The sequence below is a fragment of the Pseudomonas sp. 2848 genome, assembly GCF_003253945.1.
Classification (GTDB): Bacteria; Pseudomonadota; Gammaproteobacteria; order Pseudomonadales; family Pseudomonadaceae; genus Aquipseudomonas.
Window position 1 is genome coordinate 186,410 of sequence record NZ_QKZD01000006.1, and the last position, 19,601, is coordinate 206,010.

Sequence of the window (19,601 nt, forward strand, 5' to 3'; positions counted from 1 at the left end):
CACGCTTACCGCTGTTGTGGGAGCCTCCCATGTTGAACACCCTTCTACCCATCCTGCTGTTCACCGCCCTCGCCTTGGCGGTGCTCGGCGCCCTGCGCCGGGTGCGCATGTGGCGCCGCGGGCGGCCGAGCAAGGTTGACCTGCTTGGTGGCCTGCTGGCCATGCCACGGCGCTACCTGGTGGATCTGCACCATGTGGTCGAGCGCGACAAGTACATGTCCAAGACCCACGTGGCCACCGCTGGCGGCTTCGTGCTCTCGGCCGTGCTGGCGATCCTGGTGCATGGCTTTGGCCTGCACAGCAAGATCCTCGGTTACGCCTTGCTGGTGGCCACGGTGATCATGTTCAGTGGCGCCCTGTTTGTCTTCAAACGCCGGCTGAACCCGCCCTCCCGGCTGTCCAAGGGCCCGTGGATGCGCCTGCCCAAGAGCCTGCTGATGTTCGTGGCGAGCTTCTTCATTGCCACCTTGCCGGTGGCGGGGATCCTGCCTGAAGGCACGGGCGGCTGGGTACTGGTCGCACTGCTGGGTATCGGCGTGCTGTGGGGCGTGTCCGAACTGTTCTTCGGCATGACTTGGGGCGGGCCGATGAAGCACGCCTTCGCCGGTGCCCTGCACCTGGCCTGGCACCGCCGCGCCGAACGCTTTGGCGGTGGCCGCTCCACGGGCCTCAAGCCGCTGGATCTGGAAGACCCGAATGCGCCGCTGGGCGTGGAAAAACCGGTGGATTTCACCTGGAACCAGCTGCTCGGTTTCGACGCCTGCGTGCAGTGCGGCAAATGCGAGGCCATGTGCCCGGCGTTCGCCGCTGGCCAGCCGCTGAACCCGAAGAAACTGATCCAGGACATGGTCATCGGCCTGGCCGGTGGCACCGACGCGCGGTTCGCCGGCAGCCCGTACCCGGGCAAGCCGATCGGCGAGCATGGCGGCCACCCGCACCAGCCGATCGTCAACGGCCTGGTGGATGCCGAGACGCTGTGGTCGTGCACGACTTGCCGCGCCTGCGTCGAGGAATGCCCGATGATGATCGAGCACGTCGATGCCATCGTCGACATGCGCCGCCACCTGACCCTGGAAAAGGGCGCCACGCCGAACAAGGGCGCCGAGGTGCTGGACAACCTGATCGCCACCGACAACCCCGGCGGCTTCGCCCCCGGCGGGCGGATGAACTGGGCGGCCGACCTCAACCTGCAGCTGCTCTCAGAGGTGAAAACCACCGAGGTGCTGTTCTGGGTGGGCGATGGCGCCTTCGACATGCGCAACCAGCGCACCCTGCGCGCCTTCGTCAAAGTGCTCAAAGCATCCGGCGTCGACTTCGCCGTGCTCGGCCTGGAAGAGCGAGACAGCGGTGACGTGGCGCGCCGCCTGGGCGACGAGGCAACGTTCCAGCAGCTGGCCAAGCGCAATATCCAGACCCTGGCCAAGTACCAGTTCCAGCGCATCGTCACCTGCGACCCGCACAGCTTCCATGTGCTGAAGAACGAATACGGCGCCCTTGGCGGCGAATACCAGGTGCAGCACCACAGCACCTACATCGCCGAACTGATCGCCGCTGGCAAGCTCAACCTCGGCCAGCACAAGGGCGGCAGCGTGACCTATCACGATCCCTGCTACCTGGGCCGCTACAACGGCGAGTACCAAGCCCCGCGCGACGTGCTCAAGGCCCTCGGTATCGAGGTACGCGAGATGCAGCGCTCGGGCTTCCGTTCCCGCTGCTGTGGCGGAGGCGGCGGTGCGCCGATCACCGATATCCCCGGCAAGCAGCGTATCCCCGACATGCGCATGGACGATATCCGCGAAACCGAAGCGGAGCTGGTGGCCGTGGGCTGCCCGCAGTGCACGGCGATGCTCGAAGGCGTGGTCGAACCGCGCCCACAGATCAAGGACCTGGCCGAGCTGGTCGCCGATGTACTGATCGAAGGTGAGGCCCCCACCAGCGCAAAGTCGCCAGCGGCCAAACGTGAACCTGCGGAGGTGCACTGATGAGCGACATCATCCGCCGCGACCCACGCGCCGAGTGGATCGCCCGTAACCGCCTGCACCCGCTGCATGCGGCCATGCAGACGCAACAAACCAGCTGGATGGGCCCCAATGGGCTGATGCGCAAGAACCCCCATGCGATTGCTGCCGGCTTCATCGGCCCCAACGGCCTCAAGCGCATCGACCGCAGCGGCGCCCAGCAGGGCACCGGCGTCGGCGGCCGGCGCACGGCAGCTGCCGAAGTGCAGTTGCCGCTGCACAGCGTGGCTGCGCCTGCGTTCTATATCGCCGTGGTACCGGATATGGTCGGTGGTCGCCTCGGCAGCCACGACCGCGACCTGCTCGGCCTGGCCCACAGCCTGGCCGGTAGCGACGGTGCAGTGCTGGCCGTGGTGTTCGGCGAGCACAAGGAAAGCAACTTTTCCACAGCCGGTGTGGACCGCCTGCTGGTCATCGAGGGTGAGGCCTTCGAGGGTTATGCACCGGAACAACTGGTCCAGGGCTTGCGGGCTGTGGATAACCAGTTCGCCCCACGCCACTGGCTGCTGCCCGACAGCCGCAGCGGTGGTGGCGAGCTGGGCCGACGTTTCGCCGCAGCCCTGGGTGAGCGCCCGGCAACAAGGGTGTGGCAGGTCAAGGATGGCCAGTGCATCGGCCGTGCCGGCGCGGGCCAGCAGGATATCCAGCGTGAGGTGCCGCGACTGATCCTGGCCGCCGCCGAATGCGCCGAACCTGTGAGTGAAACTCGCCATGAAGCCCTGCCGGTGGAGTTGTCCACAGGCGTGGCGCGCAGCCTGTCGCGCATCGAAGACCTTGGCTCGGTGGCCGTGGACCCGGCCGCCATCGCCATGGCCGAGGCCGAGTTCATCGTCTCCGGTGGCAACGGCGTCAAGGACTGGGACCTGTATCACCAGGCCACTGCCGCGTTGGGCGCTACCGAAGGCGCGTCGCGGGTGGCGGTGGACGACGGCTTCATGCCGCGTAACCGCCAGGTCGGCGCCACCGGCACCTGGGTCACGGCGCGGGTATACGTGGCTGTGGGTATCTCCGGCGCCATCCAGCACCTGCAGGGCATCGGCGCCTGCGACAAGGTGGTGGCGATCAATATGGACCCAGGCTGCGACATGATCAAACGGGCCGACCTGTCGGTGATTGGCGACAGCTCGGCAATTCTCCAGGCACTGATCGAGGCTGTGGACAACTACCGCAGCGGCGGCCAGCGCGACGCGGCATAGGGGCAGCGAGCATGAGTACGAAAGTCATCAGCCTGGTCTCGATCGGCGCCCACCCCAGCTCCGGCCGTGCGCGCCGCGCCGAGCAGGATGCCCGTGCCGTGGAGCTGGGCTTGCAACTGGCTGGGGATAACTTGCAGGTGGTGCACGCCGGCGATCCTCGTGAAGAGGCGCTGCGTGCCTACCTGGGCATGGGGCTGGACCACCTGGATGTGCTGGAACAGCCCGCCGGCGCCGATGTATTGGGTGTGCTTGGCGACTACCTGCGTGACGCCGGGGCCCAGCTGGTGCTGACCGGCAGCCAGGCCGAAACCGGCGAGGGCTCGGGCATGCTGCCGTTCCTACTGGCCGAGAAGCTGGGCTGGCCATTGGTGGTCGGGCTGGCTGAGGTGGAATCCATCGACAACGGCACTGCTCAAGTATTACAGGCCCTGCCTCGCGGCCAGCGGCGTCGCCTGAAAGTGCGCCTGCCGTTGCTGGCCACTGTGGATAACGCCGCGCCCAAGCCACGCCAGAGCGCGTTTGGCCCGGCGCGCCGGGGCATATTGGCGGCGCGTGAGGTTGTGGTAGTGGACGATCCGCTGCTCGCCGAAGACGCCCTGCAACCCGCCCGGCCACGACCCAAGCGGCTCAAGGTGATCAAGGCCAAGAGCGGTGCCGATCGGATGAAGGCTGCCACGGCCAAGGCCAGTGGTGGGGGCGGTAAGGTGCTGAAGGATGTATCTGCGCAGGAAGGGGCCGAGGCCATTCTGAAGCTGTTGGTGGAGGAGGGGGTGTTGCGCTGAATCTATTCAACGCTGTCGCTATTTCCCGGAATACCCACTCCTACGAGCCTTGCGCACTTTTTCAGGAGTGGGCTTACCCTGCAATGGGGTAAGAATAGACGTTCTGCAAAACAGCCATTGCTTCGTAAGTAGTTTCAGGCTGTGGGTAATTTATCAGTCCTGCTCCGGCGTCCCCGTGACTAATCAAAAATAGACGTGGTTACCCACCAAATCTGTTCGATATTCTGTGGATAAAGTGTTTGCGAATCGCGCCAGGGCCTGTATAGCAAGGCCCTCAAGCGATTGAGCAATAATCGATCAATGCGATGTATGCAGTCTCATGTGAATTGATTATTTTGATTCATCCAGTTGCCCACAATTGCTGTTTGCCAGGCTGTGGATAATCTGTTCAGCTTTTACCGTAGGCCTTACACCGCGCGGCTTTCAAAGGTTTGATCAAAAAACAAGCATTTGCACAGATGCGGGGGTGGAGGGTTGTAAAGGCCGGATGGGGCTTCCACTGCACCAGCAGGGTTGTGGATAAGGTTTGGGGTTGGCACTGGACATCAGAAACCACTGCAGACGGAGGTTGAGGATTCCTTGATTGGGCTGCACGAGGGCTGCAATTCACTGTGCATGTCAAATTTAGGCGGATTCGACATTACGGATGGCTTGTATTTTTCTGGCAGTTTCAATAAATGACTCCATTGGCATTGTTCTTATGTAGTGAAACAAACTGTGCGTCGCGTTATGTTTTATTGTCTTGTGAGTGTGCTGGATTTCTTTGTTCATGGTGATGTAGGTGAGGAGTACACTAACGGGAAGTGGGGCCTTATTAGTTGGTGTGCTGGCATAGGTAATGGAAGTGCTGTATTTGTTTATCTCGGCCTTGGTCTTTAGTATGTTGCTCTTTTGTTCATTTATTGTTTTTATGTTTTTTTGCATATGTTGTGGGAAAGCGTCAATTGGGGCTTTTAGTACAGAATTCACTGCCTCCTCAATAGGATAGGCCAAAAGTGTCGGTTTCGTTGTCGTTGTGCTTTCCTCCACGATCGTTGGTAATGGAATAAAACTACGCTTTCTCCCCCGGTTATGCCCGGAAGGGTCTTGCCAGCCCACAGGATTCCCTTCGCAATAGGTATATGTGTTTATCCCGCCTGCTAAAAATGGGCTGAGCACATCCGCCGAGTGGAAGCGCATCAGCACTGGATTGTAGATGCGATAACCATTTCCAAGGCTATAAAAGCCTGAGCGTTCACGTAGTTTTCCTGCGTACATCAATGTTGGGTAGCTTGCCGAAGGTGTATGGCCATAGACTGTGTAAGCCATTGAAGTACTCGCCCAGGCCGAACAGTGGTGCACCGTCGAGCACTGCGCATCGGTTGCTAGCAGGCGAAAGGCATCGGACATTTTCAAGGTTTTTCCTCCGAAGGAGGCGGAGTCTGGAGGATGGGGCATCTCGGTAGGTAAGGCAACCTAGCATTTTTGCCAGTACCCTTTGTCAGCGGCTGTGATAGCGTAATTCAGTATGAACTGACCGTCTGGTGCGCGAGGAAATCATATGAGTATGCGCTTGTTGGCCGTTGACAAACTTTCAAGCCCGATTGCCGCGGTGACTCTAACTGAACGCATGATTAAGGCCTACATGCCATATGGCCGCGGTAGCTGCCGAGAAATGGCAGCCCTGGGCTTTACCGGGCAGCTGCGAGAACGTGGATTAGAAATTTATTTGCTGGGCAATGGCTATCGCGGCTACAACCCAATACTGATGCGTTTCAATTCAGCTGATCAGATGAGTCCAATGGGGAAAGGCGGGCTGAATAGCTATGCCTATTGTCAGGGCAATCCAATAAATTTCATCGATCCTAGTGGGCGTATAATGGGCATTCCAGGGTGGGCAGCTTCTGGGGTTGCCGCGCTGGCGGGTAGTTATACGACATACAAGGACGCTGGGGCGTTTAGAGCTAACCCGACCTTTTCGGGTGGGCAATTAACTCAGTCTATAATTGGTGGTGTTGTTGCTGCCTATACTTCCGTGGGTGCAGTGCTGCAGTATAATGATGTCCCGCTGGGAGACAGTATGATCAATGACGCAACTGTCGCTGCGGCGCTACTTGTATTCAGGGAGCCTGCCGCCAATGTTGTTATGTCTGCAGTCAGAGGTGTTCAATCGGCTTATGTGTCTGCGTCGAATCGCTACCATGCTTGGGGCCAACGTGGGCGTGAAGTTTCTGTGGGTATGAATAATTTGGGTTTTCGAGAGTCAAGCAGTTCGTTTCCAGAGGTTGTGGTTCAAGGTGGCAACTTTGGTGATCAAAGCACCGTGAGACTCAGGCACGGATCGAGTGCTACGAGTAATAATTCTTCTCAAGATAATTCACCTTACTCTAGTCGTAGGTCTTCGACCATTGATGATGCATTCGATCTAGGGAGCGTGGTGGAAAATATGCGGGCGTAAAGTTACTGAAAAAGTCCGGCATATGCCGACAGCCAAAATTATCGTAGAGAGTAGAGCTGAGCGCTGGTACCAGTGGCCACGCCTGCGACCCACCGCAGGCGTGGCCACTCTTTTACTGAGCCATTACTTCCTTAAGGTAAGCAGCAGGCTCCGCCCCCAGATTATTTAGCATCCGCTGGCTGTACCAGTCGATGAAGTTCACCACGCCAAACTCATAAGTCTTCGAATAAGGCCCCGGCTGATACGCCGTTGAGTTGATCCCCCGCTGGTTCTCCTCCGCCAACCGCCGATCCTGGTCATTGGTGGCATCCCACACCTTGCGCATCTCCTCGGGATTGTAATCCACACCCTCCACCGCATCCTTGTGCACCAGCCACTTGGTGGTGACCATGGTCTCCTGGGCGCTGATCGGCCACACGGTGAACACGATCATGTGGTCGCCCATGCAGTGGTTCCACGAATGCGGCAGATGCAAGATGCGCATCGAGCCAAGATCCGGATTCTTGATGCGCCCCATCAGCTTCTTGCACGCCACCTTGCCGTCCATGGTCATCGACACGGTGCCCTTGAGCAGCGGCATGCGCACGATGCGGTTACGCAAGCCGTGGCTCTTGTGCAGGTAGGGGATCTTCTCGGCTTCCCAGGCGGCGGCGGAGGCGGCGACGTGGTCCTTGAATTCCTGGCTGGCGCGGGGATCGTTGGTGTCGTCCCACTCCAGCAGGGTCTTCAGCAATTCTGGGTGCGAGCCGCTGCAGTGGTAGCACTCGCGGTTGTTCTCCAGCACCAGTTTCCAGTTGGCCTTTTCCATCAAGGTGGTCTGCACCGCCACCTTGGTGTTCTCCATGTCGTAGGGTTCCATGTAGTGGTCGAGGGTGGCGAGGAACTCGTCGATCGCTGGCGGGTTCTCGGCCAGGCTGATGAAGATGTAGCCCCCGGCCACCTTCACGTTCACGGGTTTGAGGCCGTACTGGTTCATGTCGAAGTCGGCGCCCATCTCGGTGCCGGCGAACAGCAGGCGGCCATCGAGTTCGTAGGTCCACTGGTGGTAGTGGCAGACCAGCTTGGCCACCTTGCCTTTGTCGCTGACGCACAGGCGCGAGCCGCGGTGGCGGCAGACGTTGTGGAAGGCATGCACCTTACCTTCGGCACCGCGTATCACGATGATCGGGTTCTTGCCGATCTGCAGGGTGATGTAGTTGCCCTTGGTCGGGATCTCGCAAACCATGCCGGCGATCAGCCACTCCTTGTGGAATATCTCCTGCATGTCGATCTGGAACAGGCGCTCGTCGCAGTAGAACGGTTGCGGCAGCGAGTAGGTGCGCTCGCGGGTCTGCAGCATCTCGGCGGTGGCCTTGCGTGCAGGTTCCAGTGGATCGCCCAGGCTCAGGGTTGCGGTGACGTCCATCGTGTGGTCCTCGTGGCCGCGTGCGGCCGGCTGAAGTGGCTAATCGTTGTTGTAGTGCCGCAAGGCTGTTCTTCGCGATAAACAGCGTGTTGTTTTGCCGAGGAGTGTGCGTCCGGGCAGTGAAAGGACCATATCCACGGGCGACATGGCCGCATCGAATTCCGACGCGCCAGCCCTTGTAGCGCGGGGCTGGTCGCGATAAGCACGCCGATGTCGCGGATGGGAATGTACGTAGACGGCGCTATGCGCATTATCGGAGCCATAAGAAAGGCCGACAGTCGGCTGCTGGAGATGAACATGTCCGATACCTTCCTCAACCCGGTTACCACCCAGACCTGGGCCAATGGCCGCCACATCGTGCGTTGTGTCAAGGTCATCCAGGAAACCTGGGACGTGCGCACCTTCTGCTTCATGGCTGACCAGCCGATCATGTTCTTCTTCAAGCCCGGGCAGTTCGTCACCCTGGAGCTGGAGATCGAAGGCAAGCCGGTGATGCGTTCGTACACCATCTCCAGCTCGCCGTCGGTGCCCTACAGCTTCTCGATCACCGTCAAGCGGGTCCCGGGCGGGCTGGTCTCCAACTTCCTCCACGACACCATGCACGAAGGCGCCGAGCTACCGGTGCACGGGCCGGTGGGGCTGTTCAACGCCATCGACTTCCCGGCCGGCAAGACGCTGTACCTGTCCGGCGGCGTCGGCATCACCCCGGTAATGTCCATGGCCCGCTGGTTCTACGACACCAACGCCAATGTCGACATGGTGTTCGTGCACAGCGCCCGCTCGCCGAAAGACATCATCTACCACCGTGAGCTGGAGCAGATGGCCTCGCGCATCCCTAACTTCAGCCTGCATATCATTTGCGAGAAGCATGGGCTGGGCGAGCCGTGGGCGGGTTATCGCGGTTACCTCAACCAGCGATTGATGGAACTGATCGCCCCGGACTACCTCGAGCGCACCATATTCTGCTGCGGCCCAACGCCCTACATGAGCGCGGTCAAGCGCATGCTTGAAGCGGTCGGCTTCGACATGAAGAACTACCACGAGGAATCGTTCGGCGCGACGCCGCCGGAGGCCAAGGCCGACGCGGTCGAGCACGCGGAGGCCGCGGCCGATGCGCCGGAAGTGGATGTAGCCGACCTCAACCTGGTGGAGTTCGTCGGTAGCGACAAGAGTATTCGCGTGGCCCCGGGCGAGACCGTGCACGCGGCGGCGGCCAAGGTCGGGTTGATGATCCCCAAGGCCTGTGGCATGGGCATCTGCGGCACCTGCAAGGTGCTCAAGCTCGGCGGCGAGGTGGAGATGGAGCACAACGGCGGGATCACCGAGGAGGACGAGGCCGAGGGCTACATCCTGTCGTGTTGCAGCGTGCCGAAGGGGGATGTGCGGATCGAGTATTGATCCTCGATCGGATGCGATCGCGGGGCAAGCCCGCTCCCACGCAGTGAGGCTGGTGGGAGCGGGCTTGCCCCGCGATGCGTTTGAGGATCAGGTGCGGAACCGCGCCACCAACCCGTTCAGATCCACTGCCAGACGGGACAGCTCGGCACTCGCCGCGCTGGTCTGGTGCGCCCCGGTGGCGCTCTGCACCGACAGGTCGTTGATGTTCACCAGGTTGCGGTCCACCTCGCGGGCCACCTGGGCCTGCTCCTCGGCGGCGCTGGCGATCACCAGGTTGCGCTCGTTGATCTGCGCCACCGCCCCGGCGATGGTGTCCAGCGCCAGGCCCGCGCCACGGGCGATGTTCAGGGTCGACTCGGCGCGCTCGGTGCTGGTGCGCATCGAGTCCACGGCCTGCTCGGTGCCGCCCTGGATGCTGCCGATCATCCGCTCGATCTCGCTGGTAGACTGCTGGGTGCGATGCGCCAGTGCGCGCACCTCGTCGGCGACCACGGCGAAGCCACGACCGGCCTCGCCGGCGCGGGCGGCCTCGATGGCGGCGTTGAGCGCCAGCAGGTTGGTCTGGTCGGCCAGGCCGCGGATCACGTCGAGCACCTTGCCGATATCACGGGACTGCTCGGCGAGGTGTGCGATCAGCTTGGCGGTGGCCTGCACATCGCCGCTCATGCGCTCGATGGCGCCCACGGTCTCCAGTACCAGGTCGCGGCCATCGCCGGCCGACCGGCTGGCTTCGCTGGAGGCTTCCGAAGTGCTGACCGCGTTGCGTGCGACTTCTTCGACGGCACTGGTCATCTCGGTAACGGCGGTGGCGGCCTGCTCGATCTCGTTGTTCTGCTGCTGCAGGCCACGGGCGCTTTCGTCGGTCACGCTGTTCAGCTCTTCTGCGGCGGAGGCCAGCTGGGTGGCGGAGCCGGCGATCAGCTGGAGGGTGTCGCGCAGCTTGTCCTGCATCTTGGCCATGGCCTTGAGCAGGCGCGCGGCCTCATCGGTGCCGTCGGCGTGAATGCTGTGGGTCAGGTCGCCTTCGGCGATCTGCTCGGCGGCCTTGAGCGCCTCGTCGATGGGCTTGACGATGCTGCGGGTGAGGAGGAAGGCGAACAGCAAAGTCAGCACCGTGGCCGCCACCAGCAGGCTGATGACCAGGGCGAAGGCGCCGCTGTACTGCTCGGCGGCCTGGGCATTGGTGGCGCTGGTCTGGTCAGTGTTGATGCGCACCAGCGCGTCCATGACCTTGTTGATCTGCTCGGAGTTGTCCAGCAGGTCGCGGTTGAGCAGGTCACGCAGGGCATCGAGGTCGCCGGCCTGGCTCAGGCTGCGCATGCGCGCCTCGAGCTGGCGGTATTGGTTGAGCAGCAGGCCGTACTGGTCGAAGACGGCCTTCTCGTCGGCGGCGGTCACCAGCGGCTCATAGGCGCGGCGCGCCTTGTCGATCTGCGCGTTGCGCTCGTCCAGCAGGCGCAGGGTATCTTGCTGGGTGGCCGGCTCGCGGTTGAGCAGCAAGCGGTAGGAGAGGGTGCGCAGGCGCAGGTTCAGCGCGGTCAGCTCGTCGAGGGTCTTGATGCTGGGCACGCTGACTTCTTCGATGGTCACGCCGGCCTGGCGGATGTTGCCCATCTGGATCAGCGAGAAGATACCCAGGCCGAGCATCAGCACACCGATCACGGCGAACCCGAGCAACGCGCGGGGCGCGATATTCATATTGCGTAAGGACATGGAGGCGGTTTCCAAGGCAGAAGAGGTGCCGCGATCCATGCGACGGAAGAAGACCTGCCTGCCTATCGGTCGTTACCGGCCAGTCTTTAGGCTGACTTGATGAAATTGTGAGGCAGCTAACTATTTTCCTGACCAGCGGTTGACCCAAGTCGGAACAAGGGCGCTGATCCTGGGTCAACCTGAACCCGGCAAACACCTTTTGAATCCGATATTTAATGGCGGGGGCGCAGGTTTTTCCTTATCGTGTGCGCCCTTTGCAACAACCGAGATAGACGCATGTTGGAAACTTCCCTGAATCAACTCGAGCAACTGGTCAGCGACCTGATGCACAAGAACGCACAGCTGGCCGAACAGAACACCAGCCTCAGCCAGGAACTGGCCCAGGCCAAGGAAGAGAACGACAGCCTGCAGTTGTCGCTCATGGAGCAGGAAGAGAAGCACGGCGCCACCGCCGCGCGCATCCAGGCCTTGGTCGAGCGCGCCAGCGCAGGTGTCGTGAACGCATGAGACTGCAAGCGCAGCCGGTCAACGTCGTGTCGATCCTGGGCAACGACTATTCGCTTAAGGCCCCCGAGGGCCAGGAAGAAACCCTGAACCAGGCCGTGCGCATGCTCAATGTCGCCCTGGCCGAGACCAAGCGCAGCTATCCGACCCTGATCGGCGACAAGCTGCTGGTGCTGGCCGCCCTGAACCTGTGCTCCAGGCAGATCGAACTGCAGCGCGAGCACGACCGCACCCTCGAGCGCACCCAGGCGCAGATCGACGCCACGGTCGATGCCATCAGCAAGGCCGTCTCCGACGTCTGACTGACGTCATCGCGGGGCTTGCCCCGCGATGAGGCCATCACGGCTCCCAGGTCTTGATCATCTTCTCGCGGCATATCCGCTGCCAAAAATGCCATTCCTTGATCATGGCCTCGCCTTCTCGCGATGCCGAAGTGATCGCTCCACAACCTGGTATTTTTGCCAGGTTTGCGGTCGTTGATGTTTTGGTAGATTTCAAACAGAAATCCGCATGCGAGGAAACAGCCGTGGGTGCGCAGAAACTTTTGGCGACCGATTGGATGTTCAGCCCACTTTCGATCCACACGGCGTCAAGCTTTCAGGCAGTGGTCTACTCCGTCTACGGCCATCGGGCGGCCTTCGAGTCTTTGCCAATGACAGGCTTTACCGGGCAACGCTTTGAGCCTGGATTGAAAGGGTATCTGTTGGGCAATGGTCATAGAGTCTTTAACCCGGCGTTGATGCACTTTCATTCCCCCGATCAGCTGAGTCCTTTCGATGATGGCGGGATCAACGCTTATGCATATTGCGCGGGGAACCCGGTGAATCGACGGGACCCCTCAGGCCAAAACACTGTAACTGTGGGTGGCCATGTCTTAGGCTATTCGGCCAGCACGATGACCGCTTTCGGGGCGTTCAATCGCGTGGCTGGCCAAGTTGTAGATAAGCGCATAAACCCGGAGGGGGCTAAGCCGACATATTCGAACAGATGGGGTAACACAGCGCAGTTCTTGGGGGGAATTGCCGGGGATGTTGGCAGATCCGTGCTGCTACAAAAGGGACTTGCTGACGCGCCGGAGGGCGCCGAGGACATTTCGACCTATGTTGCGCAAACGGCCAGTAGTATGGGCATTGCCGCAGGCGGCGCATTGCTGACCCAGCCGGTGTTTACAGGCTGGATGGCCAAGGCCGAGGAAAATGCGCTCTCCGTCCCTGGTGTGGTTGCGGAAACGCTTTATGAAGTGTCAGGAATGGGAATGGTGGTAGAGGGCGCTCAGGCTGGCGCAAGTCTGGTAGTGAGGGGCGTTCAAGCAGCAGGTCTGATGGTGGGGGGCGTTCGAGCACTGTACACAGGGTCCGTAGCTGGTAACATCCGTGGCGCCGCGTGACCAGTTGGTTAGCCATTACACGATTGAGTGAGCACGAGCAGGCCGTCGAGCGCCCCGTTCCCACAAGGCCCGCTGCCACATCGCGGGCTTGGAGAGTGGACACCCGCGATGATGGCGACCCTCACTGTCGCAGATCACTGGAACAACTGGATACTTAAGTGTATACACTTCCCGAAAAACAATAATTATCGGGGAGTGGGACATGCGTATCTGGCAGCGGAGCATCCAGTGGCAATTGATCGCGAGCATGGGCGCCGCCCTGCTGGTGAGCATCCTGGTGGTGGTGGCGATCTACACGGTGGCGCTCAACCGCCTCACCGAACGCTACCTGGTCGACACGGCGCTGCCGGCCAGCGTCGAGGCCATCCGCAACGATATCGAGCGCATGCTCGGCCAGCCGCTGGTGGCGGCGGCGGACATCGCTGGCAACACCCTCCTGCGTGACTGGCTGGCCGCCGGTGAAACCCCGGCCGAGCTGCCGCGCTTCATCGAATACCTGGACGCGGCCAAGCAGCGCAATCACGCCTTCACCACCCTGTTCGCCTCGACCGTCACCGGCCACTATTACAACGAGAAGGGCCTGGACCGTACCCTCAGCCGTGCCAACCCCAAGGACAAATGGTTCTACGGCTACATCGACAGTGGCGCCGAGCGCCTGATCAACATCGATATCGACGGCTCGACCGGCGAGCTGGCACTGTTCATCGACTACCGGGTCGAGAAGGATGGCCAGCTGGTCGGTGTAGCCGGCATGGGCCTGCGCATGACCGAGCTGTCCAAGCTGATCCACGACTTCAGCTTCGGCGAGCACGGCAAGGTGTTCCTGGTGCGCAACGACGGGTTGATCCAGGTCCATCCCGACCAGCAGTTCAGTGGCAAGCGCCAGCTCGCCGAGCAGCTGGACGTCGAGGCGGCGAAGGCCGTGCTGGTAGGCGGCGAAGGCCTGCGCAGCAGCCGTTTCCAGCGTGATGGCGCGGACTACCTGGCCTTGGGTTTGCCCCTGCGCGACCTGAACTGGACGCTGGTGGCCGAAGTGCCGGAAGCCGAGATCTACGCCCAGGCGCGCCAGGCTATCTGGCAGACCTGCCTGATCGGCGGTGGTGTGGCGTTGCTTTCGCTATTGCTGGTGGTGCTGCTGGCACGCGGGTTGGTACGCCCCATTCGCCAGGTCACCGCCGCATTGGTGCAGATCGGCGGTGGCGCGGGAGACCTCAGCCATCGCCTGGACGACTCGCGCCAGGACGAACTGGGCGACCTGGCCCGTGGCTTCAACCGTTTCCTCGACAGCCAGCGTGGTCTGATCGGCGAGGTGCTGCGCACCACTGAACGCCTGCACCTGTCGGTGGAGCAGGTGACCCAGGTGGTGGACAACACCGCCGAACGCTCGGGCCGCCAGCAGGAAATGACCGAGATGGTCGCCACCGCGGTGCACGAGATGGGCCTGACCGTGCAGGACATCGCCCGCAATGCCGGCGATGCGGCGCAGGCGTCGCAATCGGCGCGGGATGAGGCCCTGCAGGCGCGCGAAGTGGTACGGCGCTCGATCCAGGGTATCGAGGGCATGTCGGGCGATATCGGCAAGGCGGCTGATGCTGTCAGCCAGTTGGCTGATGAAGTCGCCTCGATCGACGAAGTATTGGCGGTGATCCGCAGTATTTCCGAGCAGACCAACCTGCTGGCATTGAATGCTGCCATCGAAGCGGCCAGGGCAGGGGAGATGGGCCGTGGATTTGCCGTGGTGGCCGATGAAGTGCGGACGTTGGCCCGGCGTACACAGCTGTCCACCGATGAAGTGCAGCAGATGATCCAGCGCCTCAAGCAGGGGGCGGGTTCAGCGGTGAGTTCGATGCAGGCGGGGCAGCAGGCGACCGGCAGTGGTGTGGAGTCCAGCCAGCTCACCGGCGCGTCATTGGGGGCGATTACCGACCAGGTCGAGCACATCAGCGACATGAACAATCAGGTGGCGACTGCGACCGAAGAGCAGTCGGCGGTGACCGAGGAAATCAATCGCACGGTACAGGGGATTTCCGACCTGGCGCGGGAGACTGCGGCCGAAGTCCAAGGGTGCCGGGACGAATGCCAGGCTTTGCGTGGCCTGGCTGATGATCTGGCGCGGCAGATGGGGGGGGTCAGGCTTTAGATTGCCGGGGGCCGCTTCGCGGCCTTGTACCGCTACAGAAGGGCAAAGCCCTCCCGGGTGGTGAGACTGTAGCAGTTACCATGAAGATGATTAATGTACAGCAGTCCAAAGGGAGCTGGATCCAGCGAATTCATACTCAAATATTTGCTCAATGATCTGGCCAATCAGAGTGACCTCTTTCTCTTTTTCATCCACACACTTGATCTTGAAATTCTCACCGGCACTAAGCTTGATAAGTTTGCCTATCTCAGGCTCATCGACGTAGTGAGTATCGTTATTCGACCCGTAGAATGTGACTTCTGTGATGGGTGCATTTGGGCCGCGATGCCGGAGCGTTCGATTTTTATGTTTATAGGATGAATTGCCACTTACCGTGGCCCCGTCCAAGGTGATCTCTACGGTCACGTTGTCACCTTCCTCCTTGTGGGTGACTTTGGTGACAAGGCCAGACTGACGGCGGCCAATATATTGGTCTTTAAGTTTGAGTGCGAGAAAGAACCGCAGGTTGGTCGGATGAATATTTTCTACTTCTTCATCATTTATCAACACTTTCGTAGTCATGATACATCCTCGGCGTGGTGGGTCAAAGCCATTGGCTGCCGAAGAACATAAAGCCTCGTCTGCACGTTGCAAACTGGCAAAACTGTCAGGTGACTTCAGGCTAGAGATTGTTATACGCGTCGTTGAAAATAGCCCGGCAGGCCTTGTGGCCTGCCGAACAATGGCGTCAGACGCCGATAATGCTACGGATATCTGCTGCCAGTTCGCGCACGCGGTCCTCTTCGATATCCCACGAACACATGAAGCGTGCGCCGCCACTACCAATGAAGGTATAGAAGCGCCAGCCCCTGCCACGTAGCGCCTCGATGGCATGTTCCGGCATCTGCAGGAACACCCCGTTGGCTTCCACCGGGAACATCAGCTCGACCCCCGGCAAATCACTCACCAGCGATGCCAGCAGCTGCGCGCAACGGTTGGCATGGTTGCCATGGCGCAACCAGGCGCCGTCTTCCAAAAGGCCCACCCACGGTGCCGACAGGAAGCGCATCTTCGACGCCAGCTGCCCGGCCTGCTTGCAGCGGTAGTCGAAGTCCTCAGCCAGGGCACGGTTGAAGAACAGGATCGCCTCGCCCACCGCCATGCCGTTCTTGGTGCCGCCAAAGCACAGCACATCGACGCCGGACTTCCAGGTCAGTTCGGCCGGCGAACAGCCGAGGAAGGCGCAGGCATTGGTAAAGCGCGCGCCGTCCATGTGCAGGTTCAGGCCCAGCTCCTTGCAGGTGGCGCTGATCGCCTTGAGCTCGTCGGGGCGGTAGACGGTGCCCACTTCGGTGGCCTGGGTAAGGGTCACCACCCGCGGCTTGGGGTAGTGGATGTCCTGGCGCTTGAGTGCCACTTCGCGGATCGACTCGGGGGTGAGCTTGCCGTTGACGCTAGGCGCGGTGAGCAGCTTGGAGCCGTTGGAGAAGAACTCCGGCGCGCCGCATTCGTCGGTCTCGACGTGGGCGGTCTCGGAACAGATCACGCTGTGGTAGCTCTGGCACAGCGAGGCCAGGGCCAGGGAGTTGGCGGCGGTGCCGTTGAAGGCGAAGAACACTTCGCAGTCGGTCTCGAACAACTTGCGGAAGTACTCCGAGGCGCGTTCGGTCCACTGGTCGTCGCCGTAGGCGCGGTCGTGGCCGTGGTTGGCCTTTTCCATGGCGGCCCAGGCTTCGGGGCAGATGCCGGAATAGTTGTCGCTGGCGAATTGCTGGTTGTTATTGGTCATGACGCCTGTCCTTTTTACGACGCAGGCACGCACTCTAAACCATCGATTCGGCGGTTGCCTATACAGGCCACCGCTATCCCTGTGGGAGCCGGCTTGCCGGCGATAGCGTCCGCTCAACCAGCGATGGTTCTGCGTCTGGCTCCATCGCCGGCAAGCCGGCTCCCACAGGGCTGTGTGGTGCTTGGGGTAGCAATGTCGTAAACGCGCCATTGCAAGGCGCGCGCAGGCATCTGTACCGCCGTGCCCGGTCATACCATCGCTGCAAAGGGTGGGAAAACCCTCACCAGACAAGAAACGATCGCTGCCGGGAGATACACGATGTTCAGCAAGCAAGACCAGATCCAGGGTTACGACGACGCACTGCTGGCGGCGATGAATGCCGAGGAACAGCGCCAGGAAGATCACATCGAGCTGATCGCCTCGGAGAACTACACCAGCAAGCGCGTGATGCAGGCCCAGGGCAGCGGCCTCACCAACAAGTACGCCGAAGGCTACCCGGGCAAGCGCTACTACGGCGGCTGCGAGCATGTGGATAAAGTCGAGGCGCTGGCCATCGAGCGCGCCAAGCAGCTGTTCGGCGCCGATTACGCCAACGTCCAGCCGCACTCCGGCTCCTCGGCCAACGGCGCGGTGTACCTGGCCCTGCTGCAGGCCGGCGACACCATCCTGGGCATGAGCCTGGCCCACGGCGGCCACCTGACCCACGGCGCCAAGGTGTCGTCCTCGGGCAAGCTGTACAACGCCGTTCAATACGGGATTGACACCGCAACCGGCTTGATCGACTACGACGAAGTCGAGCGCCTGGCCGTGGAACACAAGCCGAAGATGATCGTCGCCGGCTTCTCGGCCTACTCCAAGACCCTGGATTTCCCGCGTTTCCGCCAGATCGCCGATAAAGTCGGCGCGCTGCTGTTCGTCGACATGGCCCACGTCGCCGGGCTGGTCGCCGCGGGGCTGTACCCGAACCCGATCCCGTTCGCCGACGTGGTCACCACCACCACCCACAAGACCCTGCGCGGTCCTCGTGGCGGCCTGATCCTGGCCAAATCCAACGAAGAGATCGAGAAGAAGCTCAACGCCGCCGTGTTCCCCGGTGCCCAGGGCGGCCCGCTGATGCACGTGATCGCCGCCAAGGCGGTGTGTTTCAAGGAGGCTCTGGAGCCCGAGTTCAAGGCCTACCAGAAACAAGTCATCGAAAACGCCCAGGCCATGGCCCAGGTATTCATCGAGCGCGGCTACGACGTGGTGTCCGGCGGTACCGACAACCACCTGTTCCTGGTCAGCCTGATCCGCCAGGGCCTGACCGGCAAGGACGCTGACGCAGCCCTGGGCCGCGCCCATATCACCGTCAACAAGAACGCCGTGCCCAACGACCCGCAGTCGCCGTTCGTCACCTCGGGCCTGCGCATCGGTACCCCGGCGGTCACCACCCGTGGCTTCAAGGTTGCCCAGTGCACTGCGCTGGCCGGCTGGATCTGCGATGTGCTCGACAACCTGGGCGACGCCGATGTCGAGGCCGATGTGGCCAAGAACGTCGCCGCGCTGTGCGCCGACTTCCCGGTCTACCGCTGAGTGGAGCAGAACACCATGCAACGTTATTCGGGCTTCGGCCTCTTCAAGCACTCCCTCAGCCACCACGAGAACTGGCAGCGTATGTGGCGCACGCCGACGCCGAAGAAGGTCTACGACGTGGTCATCGTTGGCGGTGGCGGCCATGGCCTGGCCACCGCCTACTACCTGGCCAAGGAGCACGGCATCACCAACGTCGCGGTGATCGAGAAGGGCTACCTGGGCGGCGGCAACACCGCTCGCAACACCACCATCGTGCGTTCCAACTACCTGTGGGATGAGTCGGCGCACCTGTATGAACACGCCATGAAGCTGTGGGAGGGGCTGTCCCAGGACATCAACTACAACGTGATGTTCTCCCAGCGCGGCGTCTACAACCTGTGTCACACCCTGCAGGACATTCGCGACTCCGAGCGCCGGGTCAACGCCAACCGCCTCAACGGCGTCGACGGCGAGCTGATCCGCACCGAACAGGTGGCGGCCGAGATCCCATATCTCGACTGCTCGAAGAACACCCGCTACCCGATCCTCGGTGCCACCGTGCAGCGCCGTGGCGGCGTGGCCCGCCACGATGCCGTGGCCTGGGGCTTCGCCCGTGCCGCCGACGCCCTGGGCGTGGACTTGATCCAGCAGACCGAGGTGATCGGCTTCCGCAAGGAGAACGGTGCCGTGATCGGGGTTGAAACGAACAAGGGCTTCATCGGCGCCAAGCGCGTCGGCGTGGTCACCGCCGGCAACTCCGGGCACATGGCCAAGCTCGCCGGCTTCCGCCTGCCGCTGGAGTCGCACCCGCTGCAGGCACTGGTATCGGAGCCGATCAAGCCGATCATCGACAGCGTGATCATGTCCAACGCCGTGCACGGCTACATCAGCCAGTCCGACAAGGGCGACCTGGTGATCGGCGCCGGTATCGACGGTTGGGTCGGCTATGGCCAGCGCGGTTCGTACCCGGTCATCGAGCACACCCTGCAGGCGATCGTCGAGATGTTCCCGATCCTCTCGCGCGTGCGCATGAACCGCCAGTGGGGCGGTATCGTCGACACCACCCCCGACGCCTGCCCGATCATCTCCAAGACCCCGGTGAAGAACATGTTCTTCAACTGCGGCTGGGGCACCGGCGGCTTCAAGGCCACCCCGGGCTCGGGCAACGTGTTTGCCGCCAGCCTGGCCAAGGGCGAGATGCACCCGCTGGCCGCGCCTTTCTCCATCGACCGTTTCTACAACGGCGCGCTGATCGACGAACACGGCGCCGCTGCCGTCGCCCACTGACCCCGGAGACAACCG

16 protein-coding genes are annotated in these 19,601 nt (G+C 61.7%); 11 read left to right on the forward strand and 5 right to left on the reverse strand.

The features are described 5' to 3' along the window. Positions 1-29: 29 nt before the first annotated feature. The 3 genes from dgcB to DFS21_RS13875 are packed head-to-tail and all read left to right on the forward strand — an operon-like array spanning position 30 to position 3,996. Positions 30-1,982, forward strand: a complete 1,953-nt coding sequence (gene dgcB / locus DFS21_RS13865; protein WP_111532518.1) for a dimethylglycine demethylation protein DgcB — start codon at positions 30-32, stop codon at positions 1,980-1,982. Then, positions 1,982-3,214 (forward strand): electron transfer flavoprotein subunit alpha/FixB family protein, encoded by a 1,233-nt coding sequence (locus DFS21_RS13870; RefSeq protein WP_110700276.1) that lies wholly within the window; start codon positions 1,982-1,984, stop codon positions 3,212-3,214. The genes dgcB and DFS21_RS13870 overlap by 1 nt, the downstream gene beginning before the upstream one ends. 11 nt (positions 3,215-3,225) lie before the next feature. After that, a complete protein-coding gene (locus DFS21_RS13875) occupies positions 3,226-3,996 on the forward strand; it encodes an electron transfer flavoprotein subunit beta (protein WP_111532519.1) in 771 nt (256 codons plus the stop codon). Positions 3,997-4,620: 624 nt separating this feature from the next. Here DFS21_RS13875 and DFS21_RS27280 read toward each other — a convergent pair. Beyond that, the gene (locus DFS21_RS27280) at positions 4,621-5,385 is read right to left on the reverse strand and encodes an RHS repeat-associated core domain-containing protein (protein ID WP_309147863.1); all 765 of its coding nucleotides are present in this window, start codon (positions 5,383-5,385) and stop codon (positions 4,621-4,623) included. Positions 5,386-5,536: 151 nt separating this feature from the next. On the opposite strand from DFS21_RS27280, the gene DFS21_RS13885 reads away from it, so the two are divergent. Then, a complete protein-coding gene (locus DFS21_RS13885; RefSeq protein WP_110700282.1) occupies positions 5,537-6,433 on the forward strand; it encodes an RHS repeat-associated core domain-containing protein in 897 nt (298 codons plus the stop codon). Positions 6,434-6,545: 112 nt separating this feature from the next. Here the strand turns inward: DFS21_RS13885 and gbcA are convergent, their stop codons facing one another. After that, positions 6,546-7,838: a glycine-betaine demethylase subunit GbcA gene (gbcA, locus tag DFS21_RS13890; protein WP_111532520.1), complete on the reverse strand. Its 1,293-nt coding sequence runs from the start codon at positions 7,836-7,838 to the stop codon at positions 6,546-6,548. 297 nt (positions 7,839-8,135) lie between these two features. Here gbcA and gbcB point away from each other — a divergent pair, with 297 nt between their 5' ends. Further along, positions 8,136-9,236 (forward strand): glycine-betaine demethylase subunit GbcB, encoded by a 1,101-nt coding sequence (gbcB, locus tag DFS21_RS13895; protein WP_046857453.1) that lies wholly within the window; start codon positions 8,136-8,138, stop codon positions 9,234-9,236. Between the two features lie 87 nt (positions 9,237-9,323). On the opposite strand, the gene DFS21_RS13900 is transcribed toward gbcB, so the two are convergent. Next, a complete protein-coding gene (locus DFS21_RS13900) occupies positions 9,324-10,949 on the reverse strand; it encodes a methyl-accepting chemotaxis protein (RefSeq protein ID WP_110700286.1) in 1,626 nt (541 codons plus the stop codon). 276 nt (positions 10,950-11,225) lie between these two features. On the opposite strand from DFS21_RS13900, the gene DFS21_RS13905 reads away from it, so the two are divergent. The 4 genes from DFS21_RS13905 to DFS21_RS13920 all read left to right on the forward strand — a co-directional run bounded on the left by DFS21_RS13905 (position 11,226) and on the right by DFS21_RS13920 (position 14,980). Next, a complete protein-coding gene (locus DFS21_RS13905; RefSeq protein WP_102681859.1) occupies positions 11,226-11,456 on the forward strand; it encodes a hypothetical protein in 231 nt (76 codons plus the stop codon). Continuing rightward, a complete protein-coding gene (locus DFS21_RS13910; protein WP_062572563.1) occupies positions 11,453-11,755 on the forward strand; it encodes a cell division protein ZapA in 303 nt (100 codons plus the stop codon). The genes DFS21_RS13905 and DFS21_RS13910 overlap by 4 nt, the downstream gene beginning before the upstream one ends. A 53-nt stretch (positions 11,756-11,808) precedes the next feature. Beyond that, a complete protein-coding gene (locus tag DFS21_RS13915) occupies positions 11,809-12,840 on the forward strand; it encodes an RHS repeat-associated core domain-containing protein (RefSeq protein ID WP_256591387.1) in 1,032 nt (343 codons plus the stop codon). A 202-nt stretch (positions 12,841-13,042) separates the two neighbouring features. Continuing rightward, entirely contained in the window at positions 13,043-14,980 is a 1,938-nt protein-coding gene (locus DFS21_RS13920) for a methyl-accepting chemotaxis protein (protein ID WP_111532521.1), read from the forward strand. Positions 14,981-15,070: 90 nt separating this feature from the next. On the opposite strand, the gene DFS21_RS13925 is transcribed toward DFS21_RS13920, so the two are convergent. Both DFS21_RS13925 and DFS21_RS13930 read right to left on the reverse strand, forming a co-directional pair. After that, a complete protein-coding gene (locus DFS21_RS13925) occupies positions 15,071-15,541 on the reverse strand; it encodes a hypothetical protein (protein ID WP_111532522.1) in 471 nt (156 codons plus the stop codon). A 166-nt stretch (positions 15,542-15,707) separates the two neighbouring features. Then, positions 15,708-16,748, reverse strand: a complete 1,041-nt coding sequence (locus tag DFS21_RS13930) for a low specificity L-threonine aldolase (RefSeq protein ID WP_111532523.1) — start codon at positions 16,746-16,748, stop codon at positions 15,708-15,710. A gap of 318 nt (positions 16,749-17,066) precedes the next feature. Between DFS21_RS13930 and DFS21_RS13935 the strand changes: the two genes are divergently transcribed. Together DFS21_RS13935 and DFS21_RS13940 are read left to right on the forward strand one after the other, a co-directional pair. Next, positions 17,067-18,320, forward strand: a complete 1,254-nt coding sequence (locus DFS21_RS13935) for a serine hydroxymethyltransferase (protein ID WP_102681861.1) — start codon at positions 17,067-17,069, stop codon at positions 18,318-18,320. A gap of 15 nt (positions 18,321-18,335) precedes the next feature. Further along, complete coding sequence (locus DFS21_RS13940; RefSeq protein ID WP_046857448.1) at positions 18,336-19,586, forward strand: sarcosine oxidase subunit beta family protein; 1,251 nt, start codon at positions 18,336-18,338, stop codon at positions 19,584-19,586. Positions 19,587-19,601: the final 15 nt, after the last annotated feature.

Coding starts and splice junctions, on each gene's coding strand:
- dgcB (WP_111532518.1), top strand. CDS start 30: ATGTTGAACACCCTTCTACCCATCCTGCTGTTCACCGCCCTCGCCTTG.
- DFS21_RS13870 (WP_110700276.1), top strand. CDS start 1,982: ATGAGCGACATCATCCGCCGCGACCCACGCGCCGAGTGGATCGCCCGT.
- DFS21_RS13875 (WP_111532519.1), top strand. CDS start 3,226: ATGAGTACGAAAGTCATCAGCCTGGTCTCGATCGGCGCCCACCCCAGC.
- DFS21_RS27280 (WP_309147863.1), bottom strand. CDS start 5,385: ATGTCCGATGCCTTTCGCCTGCTAGCAACCGATGCGCAGTGCTCGACG.
- DFS21_RS13885 (WP_110700282.1), top strand. CDS start 5,537: ATGAGTATGCGCTTGTTGGCCGTTGACAAACTTTCAAGCCCGATTGCC.
- gbcA (WP_111532520.1), bottom strand. CDS start 7,838: ATGGACGTCACCGCAACCCTGAGCCTGGGCGATCCACTGGAACCTGCA.
- gbcB (WP_046857453.1), top strand. CDS start 8,136: ATGTCCGATACCTTCCTCAACCCGGTTACCACCCAGACCTGGGCCAAT.
- DFS21_RS13900 (WP_110700286.1), bottom strand. CDS start 10,949: ATGTCCTTACGCAATATGAATATCGCGCCCCGCGCGTTGCTCGGGTTC.
- DFS21_RS13905 (WP_102681859.1), top strand. CDS start 11,226: ATGTTGGAAACTTCCCTGAATCAACTCGAGCAACTGGTCAGCGACCTG.
- DFS21_RS13910 (WP_062572563.1), top strand. CDS start 11,453: ATGAGACTGCAAGCGCAGCCGGTCAACGTCGTGTCGATCCTGGGCAAC.
- DFS21_RS13920 (WP_111532521.1), top strand. CDS start 13,043: ATGCGTATCTGGCAGCGGAGCATCCAGTGGCAATTGATCGCGAGCATG.
- DFS21_RS13925 (WP_111532522.1), bottom strand. CDS start 15,541: ATGACTACGAAAGTGTTGATAAATGATGAAGAAGTAGAAAATATTCAT.
- DFS21_RS13930 (WP_111532523.1), bottom strand. CDS start 16,748: ATGACCAATAACAACCAGCAATTCGCCAGCGACAACTATTCCGGCATC.
- DFS21_RS13935 (WP_102681861.1), top strand. CDS start 17,067: ATGTTCAGCAAGCAAGACCAGATCCAGGGTTACGACGACGCACTGCTG.
- DFS21_RS13940 (WP_046857448.1), top strand. CDS start 18,336: ATGCAACGTTATTCGGGCTTCGGCCTCTTCAAGCACTCCCTCAGCCAC.